The sequence below is a fragment of the bacterium genome (assembly GCA_035295165.1).
Taxonomy (GTDB): domain Bacteria; phylum Sysuimicrobiota; class Sysuimicrobiia; order Sysuimicrobiales; family Segetimicrobiaceae; genus JAJPIA01.
Genome location: DATGJN010000105.1, coordinates 1 through 6,240 on the forward strand (window position 1 = coordinate 1; position 6,240 = coordinate 6,240).

Annotated in this window: 4 protein-coding genes; 1 reads left to right on the forward strand and 3 read right to left on the reverse strand. The window is 63.5% G+C overall.

The window, feature by feature from the left end:
- The first annotated feature begins 942 nt into the window (after positions 1-942).
- Positions 943-2,535, forward strand: a complete 1,593-nt coding sequence (locus VKZ50_18375) for a hypothetical protein (protein ID HLJ61695.1) — start codon at positions 943-945, stop codon at positions 2,533-2,535.
- Positions 2,536-2,898: 363 nt separating this feature from the next.
- Here VKZ50_18375 and pip read toward each other — a convergent pair whose 3' ends face one another.
- The 3 genes from pip to VKZ50_18390 form a co-directional block, all read right to left on the reverse strand.
- Complete coding sequence (gene pip / locus VKZ50_18380; GenBank protein HLJ61696.1) at positions 2,899-3,894, reverse strand: prolyl aminopeptidase; 996 nt, start codon at positions 3,892-3,894, stop codon at positions 2,899-2,901.
- A gap of 465 nt (positions 3,895-4,359) precedes the next feature.
- Entirely contained in the window at positions 4,360-5,160 is an 801-nt protein-coding gene (locus tag VKZ50_18385) for an N-acyl homoserine lactonase family protein (GenBank protein ID HLJ61697.1), read from the reverse strand.
- Between the two features lie 135 nt (positions 5,161-5,295).
- Complete coding sequence (locus tag VKZ50_18390) at positions 5,296-5,721, reverse strand: RidA family protein (GenBank protein ID HLJ61698.1); 426 nt, start codon at positions 5,719-5,721, stop codon at positions 5,296-5,298.
- Positions 5,722-6,240: the final 519 nt, after the last annotated feature.

Below are 6,240 nucleotides of genomic sequence, written 5' to 3' on the forward strand. Positions count from 1 at the left end.
GGGGAAGACGATCAGATACGGCCGTCGGGCGATGACGCCGGCGGCCGCGGGAGAGAAGAACAACAACAATGCGAGAGGTGGTGATAACAGGCAAACACGAAAGAGATTCACCCTCCACCGAACCGGGGCAGGCTCACTGTCCCAAAGAGCAAAGGGTCACGTTTGTAGCGCAAAATCAGCAATGGCCAACTAAGACCGAACCCTACTCCTACTCTCACATTGTGGTTGATGATGAAGTGCAGGATTCTGTCATGGTTGGTCATTTTACCCGGGGACATTTGGCCATTTCGAGCCTCGCGACCGCCCCCGTTGATGGGATAGTTGGCCATTTCCTATTAGAGCACCAGTGGGGCCACCTCTTAGGACAGTTTTCAGTAGCACCTCTCGAAAATAGGGGATTCCGAGAGGTCGCCACAGATGCTTTTCAGTCGTCTTCTCCGGATGATTTTCAGTTTCCACGTAGAACGTATGACCGCAATGGACCCGATGCGGATTCCCCGCCTTGCAGCGTGGCCCGAGCATCGTCGCGTGCTCGCCCGGGCGATCGAGCATTTCGGAGCGCAGTCGAGCACCAGCCCTAGTCGTTGCAGACGCTGAAGCGTTACTAGCAAGAACGGCAGAACACAACGCCAAGAGGGCCATTCGGAGGAGCTGTGGCGAAAAGGCCGAGCAACCCTGAGCGTAGGATCGAGAACTACACGCACCGCGCCAACAGGCGGGTGAACACCCCACCGGTGGGGCTCGTCACGCCCGAGACAGACCGTGACGCGGGTAAGAAAAGCTATACTTGCGATCCACATCTGATCCTACTCTGCAGTGGGCGGGTAAGGTGGAGCGCACATCGTTCGACGTTCCGACCGTATCCTACAACGATCCGAAGCGGCAGATCTGTGTCACTCATCAATGACTCACTCCACTAGGAACGAAGATTCGAAGGGGCCCGTGGTGCTGCGGGCTCGCACGAGCTCGACCGGCGAAGAATTGAGCGACCGAAAGAGGCCCCTGAAAACCGACGCGCTGGTACTTTCGCTCATCACTATGATGGTGCTCGCTCTGGCCAGCGGCGCACCCGAGGCGCAGACCGCCTCTCCGCAGGCACCGGCACCGGCGTCGACGCCCGTCGTGCTGGAACCGTGCGCCATCGATCCTGCCGTCGATGGGCCCTGGCTCGGGACGGTGGCGGCGTTCGAGCACTTCGACATGGGCCGCTCACACCTGTTTCGCTGCGCCTCCTTCGGCGGCCGGTTCGACGGTCGCAACGACGCCTCGTATACGCGGCTGCCCGAAACGTACGTGACTCCGTACAACATCGTGACGGGCGCGGGCGGAGCGCGGTTCGTTTACGCAGGAGCCTACGGCGACTTCCCGAACGTGCCGGGCAGCTTTGTCGCCAAAATCGATGCCGCAGGCAAGGAACTGTGGCGCAGGCAGCTGTTTGACGCCCGGGCCCATCCGCGGAGCTGGAACTATCCGGGTGTGGTGGGTCTGCACCGCAACGGCTTCGTCTACGTCGTCTATGGCACGGCGCTGTCAAAGCTCAGCCCGTCCACCGGTGCTGTGTTGGCGACGGTCAAACTACCGACGATCGGCGCCTCGGCGGACACCGCCTACAACGGGTTCGACGGTTTCGCCGACGGTGACCTAGTGATGAAGGCCGTGAGCCGAGCCGCAGGCTGCCAGGAGCAAGGGTTCAGCGCCTTCTTGAAATGTCCCCATCCGACCGCCGTGCCGCATTCCGTCATCGCCGTCGTGAATCCGAACACGATGACGCTCGTGGCCAAGGTCGAGGCGCCGGAGTTCATCGGTGGGCGTCTGACCACCACCCGCTACCACGGCAAGGACCTGTTGTATCTGATGGGTGGCACCAGTATCTTCCGGTACATCTGGAACGGCCGCGATCTCCAGCTGGACAAAGCCTGGGGCCCGATCCCCTACCTGAAGCGGGGGCAGACGGCCGCGCCTGCCGCGGCAATCATGGGGGACTGGGTCGTTGCCCAGACCAATGGTCTTCCGGGCGACACGCCCCTGAGCCTGGTGGCGGCAAGGCAGAGCGACGGCAAGTTCATGAGCACGCAGCCGTTCGCCAAGCGCAAGCTCGGCGAGGGTACGCTCGGTGCGAAGTCGTTCTTGCCGTCGATGTTGACGGTAGATGCCCCGAACGGACGCATCTACGTAATGGACGGCGGTCAGGGGTTGGTGGCGGCGATTAGCTTTGACCGGCAGACCGGCACGATGCGCGAACTCTGGCGCGCCAAACAGCGCACCCTGAATTTTTCCACGTTGATCGGTTCAAAAAGCCATCGCGTCTTCCTGGCGACCGACATCGGCGGGCCGTGCCCGCGGATGATATGCCTCCAGCGGTACAACAAAGAGGTCATCGTCTTTCGCAACGCAGCCACCGGTCAGGAGATCGCCCGTTCGTCCGCCCTGCCGAAAATGACGAGCGGAGCGCTGCTCACGCCGGGTGAGCGTGGCGTCATCTACTACCTCGGCCTGGCCGGATCCATCTATCAGGTCACCGTCGCCGCTCGATAGCAGGCACTAGGTGCTGGCTCGACTGCTAGCTGTCTGATGATTCTTAGGCAGAGCTAGATGGAAGCAGCAACCGAAAGATCAGCCAGTGCCTCACGAGGAGCGCCGGTACAGTGACAGCTGGGATGAAGAACGCGGCTCCCAGAGACCCGGGGTCGATGTGAAGCCGGCTCTGTATTCATAGAAGGCGTACAAAAGGTCGGACATACCCCACCAGTTGAATGACCACACGGCGGGAAGGGCCCACGACGTGCGAGCTGCGAGGGCCAGCCTCGCTGGCGTAAGCGGGCCCACCGACGCCTAGGGAGCCACATTACTCGCCGGTTTGAAACCTCTTGGGTGTCGTGACGGGTGCGCGGCCGGACGCTACCGTCGCAACCGCCGCTTCAGGCGCTCGGTTGCCGCCACCAACTCCCGCGCGATCGAAGGTTCGAACGCGGCATGGCCGGCGTCCGGAAGCGGGATGTACTCGGCTTCGGGCCACGCGTCGTGGAGCCGCGCGGCGGTGTAAGGCGGGCAGTCGAGGTCGTACCGGCCCTGCACGATCGCGCCGGGAATCGACCGGATGCGGCCGACACCCCGAAAGAGCTGTTCCGGTTCGAGGAAGCAGTCGTGGACGAAGTAGTGATTCTCGATGCGCGAGACCGGCAGCGCTTTCGCATCGACCTCAGACTCCGCTTCCGCGACCGGGTCGGGCAGCAGGGTGGTGCAGCGCGCTTCGTAGTGGGACCACACGCGCGCGGCGCGCAGGTGAACATCGGGGTTCGGATCGTTCAGCAAGGCTTGATAACGTTGGAGCAGCCCCGCGGCGTCGCGCGGCCCTGATCCTGAGGCGTCCGCAAACTCCCTCCACGGCCCGGGTGAGAAGAGCCGCATTCCCGTCATGAACCACTCGATCTCCGGCCGTTCGCCGAGGAAGATGCCGCGGACGATGAGCCCGGTGCAACGCTCGGGATGCGCCTCAGCGTAGGCGAGTGCCAACGTCGAGCCCCACGAGCCACCGAACACGGCCCACCGTTCAATCCGACGGGCCTCGCGCAGCCGCTCCAGGTCACCGACGAGGTGTTGCGTGGTGTTGTCCTTGATCTCGGCCAGCGGCGTCGACCGGCCGGCGCCGCGCTGATCGTAGACCACGATGCGCCAGGCGTTCGGATCAAAAAATCGCCGGTGCTTGGGCTCGGCGCCTCCGCCCGGGCCGCCGTGGATGAAGACGATGGGCAGGCCGTTTGGATTGCCATTTTCCTCCCAATACATCTCATGCAGGCCGTCGAGAGGGAGTCGCCCGGTAGCGTACGGCTCGATCGGCGGGAACAGATGGCGCTCGGTGTCGGGGTTCATACCGATGCATTCGCTCCGGTCCACCCGCGACCCCTGCTGCCGGAGTCCTTCCCCGTAGGACCGACCGAAAGAACCTCAAGACCTGGGGCAAGCGACGTTCGGTGGGGTGCGACTGCAGTACGGCTTATACCGCCGCGCTTGCGACGTTGAAAGTGGGCGACGGCGAATGCGATCCGCATCGCGGAGAAGTCCCGAGGTCACCGATCTGGCTGGCACGCGCGATCTCTACGGTGTTGTCGACCGTAAGCAATGCTGCGGCGCGTGCAAGTTCTTCGAAACATTACGCTCGAGCGGCAGCCCGCAGAGGACGAACCGCGCGGCGGATTCTCTGCGGCTGCCCCGACGAGGCGGTGATGTTCTAAGAACCAAGCGTATTCTTCCGCCGATGGGCGTTGCGCGCGCGTGAGGACGCTTCGAGTTGGGGCCCCTGAGCTTCACGCCACGCCCTGTTCCGAAGGGAGCCCCTCATGCCCAGCAGCTTGCGCTGGGTCATCCCTTCGGCTCGACATCGAGCCGCGCCACCCAACCCTCGAGGCCGGGCTTGGCGGCCGGATAGCGGTCGAGCACCAGCGGGTCGTGGCCCGGAACAATGCGGTTCATCGCGCGGGCGAGCCGTTTGAGAGTCTCGTAGCCTTCGAGCACCTCGCCGACATTGTAGGCGATGGGAAATACTCGGCCTTGCTCGAGGTGTGCGTAAAGGTGCGACGTGTCGGACGCCAGCACCACGGGCCCACGGCGCGTGTTCACCCGCACGCATTGCAGGCCCCTGGAGTGGCCGCCGATCCTGTGGACGTCGATGCCCGGCACGATCGCGTCGGCGCCGTCGTGAAACACCACCCGGCCGGCGAACACCTTGCGCACCATACCGACCGCATCCTCAACCTCGAACGGTACGCGCAGGTGGGCATGGCACATGCCGCGCCCGGTGGCGTAGGCCATCTCCATGTCCTGGAGGTGATAGCGGGCGTTCGGGAACAGGTCGTAATTGCCGGTGTGGTCGTAATGCAGGTGGCTGACGATCACGTTCTTCACGCTGTCGGGCGCGATGCCCATCGCCTTCAGGCCCTCGCCGACCGGCTTCACGATGTTGCGCTGGCGTTTCTTAGCCATGGCTTCATCGAAGCCGGTGTCGACCACAAAGGTGCCGTGCGGCCCGACGATCGCCCACACATAGAAATCGAGCGGCTGAGAGACGTTGTGGGGATCGCCGCCGATGTAGTTCTCGCCCGCGCGGCGGTCGTGATGACCGTACTTGATTGCGTAGATTTCGTGCACGTCGCTCTCGCTCATCCTGGGCTCCTTGATTTTGTCCCGCCTGTAATCCTCTGGGTGAGATACTCGAGGCGAAGCGAAGATTGTGCCACACCGGACGCGGAGAGACCCAATGGCTGTGCACGACAATGTGCGCGAATCCTTCCGGGTGGATCACCCCCGCGCTTGGTTGGCTGCGTCCCCCAGGTACGCGGTGCAGGTTACTTCCACGAGCAGGTCGGGATGGACGAGCCGCGTGACCTGCACGAGCGTGCTCGCCGGCCGGTGCTCCCCGAAGTACCGGATGCGTACCGGGTTGATGCGCGCCCGGTCCTCCATGTTCGTGAGGTGGACGAGCACGCTGACGATCCGCGACACATCGGCATGTACATGCTCAAGGACGCGGTCAACGTGCTCGAAGATCTGCTCCGCCTGGCGCGCGGCGTCGCCCGTCCCCACTACCCGGCCGCCGCGGTCCATCGAAACAACCCCGGAGATGAACAGGTATCCGCCTGCCCGGACCGCGTCGCAATAGTGGCTGACCGGCTCCGGCAGGACGTCCGCGAGCCGAATCCGCTCGATCGCCTCGTTCATCGGCATCTCCCTTCCCCTCCGTCGCTCCGCACGTCGAGGGACGGAGGGCCAACTGGCGCAGCGACGACCATTCCATGTGGGGGAAGGAGAACCCTGGTGGCAGGAACATGTCAAACGCCGCCGCGACCCCGTGGTTTGGGGCAATGGTGGGCACTGCCGCGTCCGTGTTTCCCCATGCGGGGAATCAATGTACACGGCACCCCCCCCCGCGCATGTCTTCGCCGTCTCAAGCAAGCGGTCACCATTCCAGTGTGGTCGTGAGATTCCTCTGGAGCTCAGCGAACGAAGGAAAGCGAGATAGCAGAAGTGAACGCGCGTGAGATGGCGCGTCTCGCACCGACACGGACTTAGGATGTGCGCTCGCGGTGCTACGAGGGTCGACGACGTCTAGCAGGATGCTGAAAAAGCAGGCATCCGACAAGATGTGATGAATTGATGCTGCGACACTTCGCTGCTCATACACACCACCTGTCGGAGGAGCCTCGCATGCGCGGTGACGACTCGCACGAAGGCGCGATGTTCAGC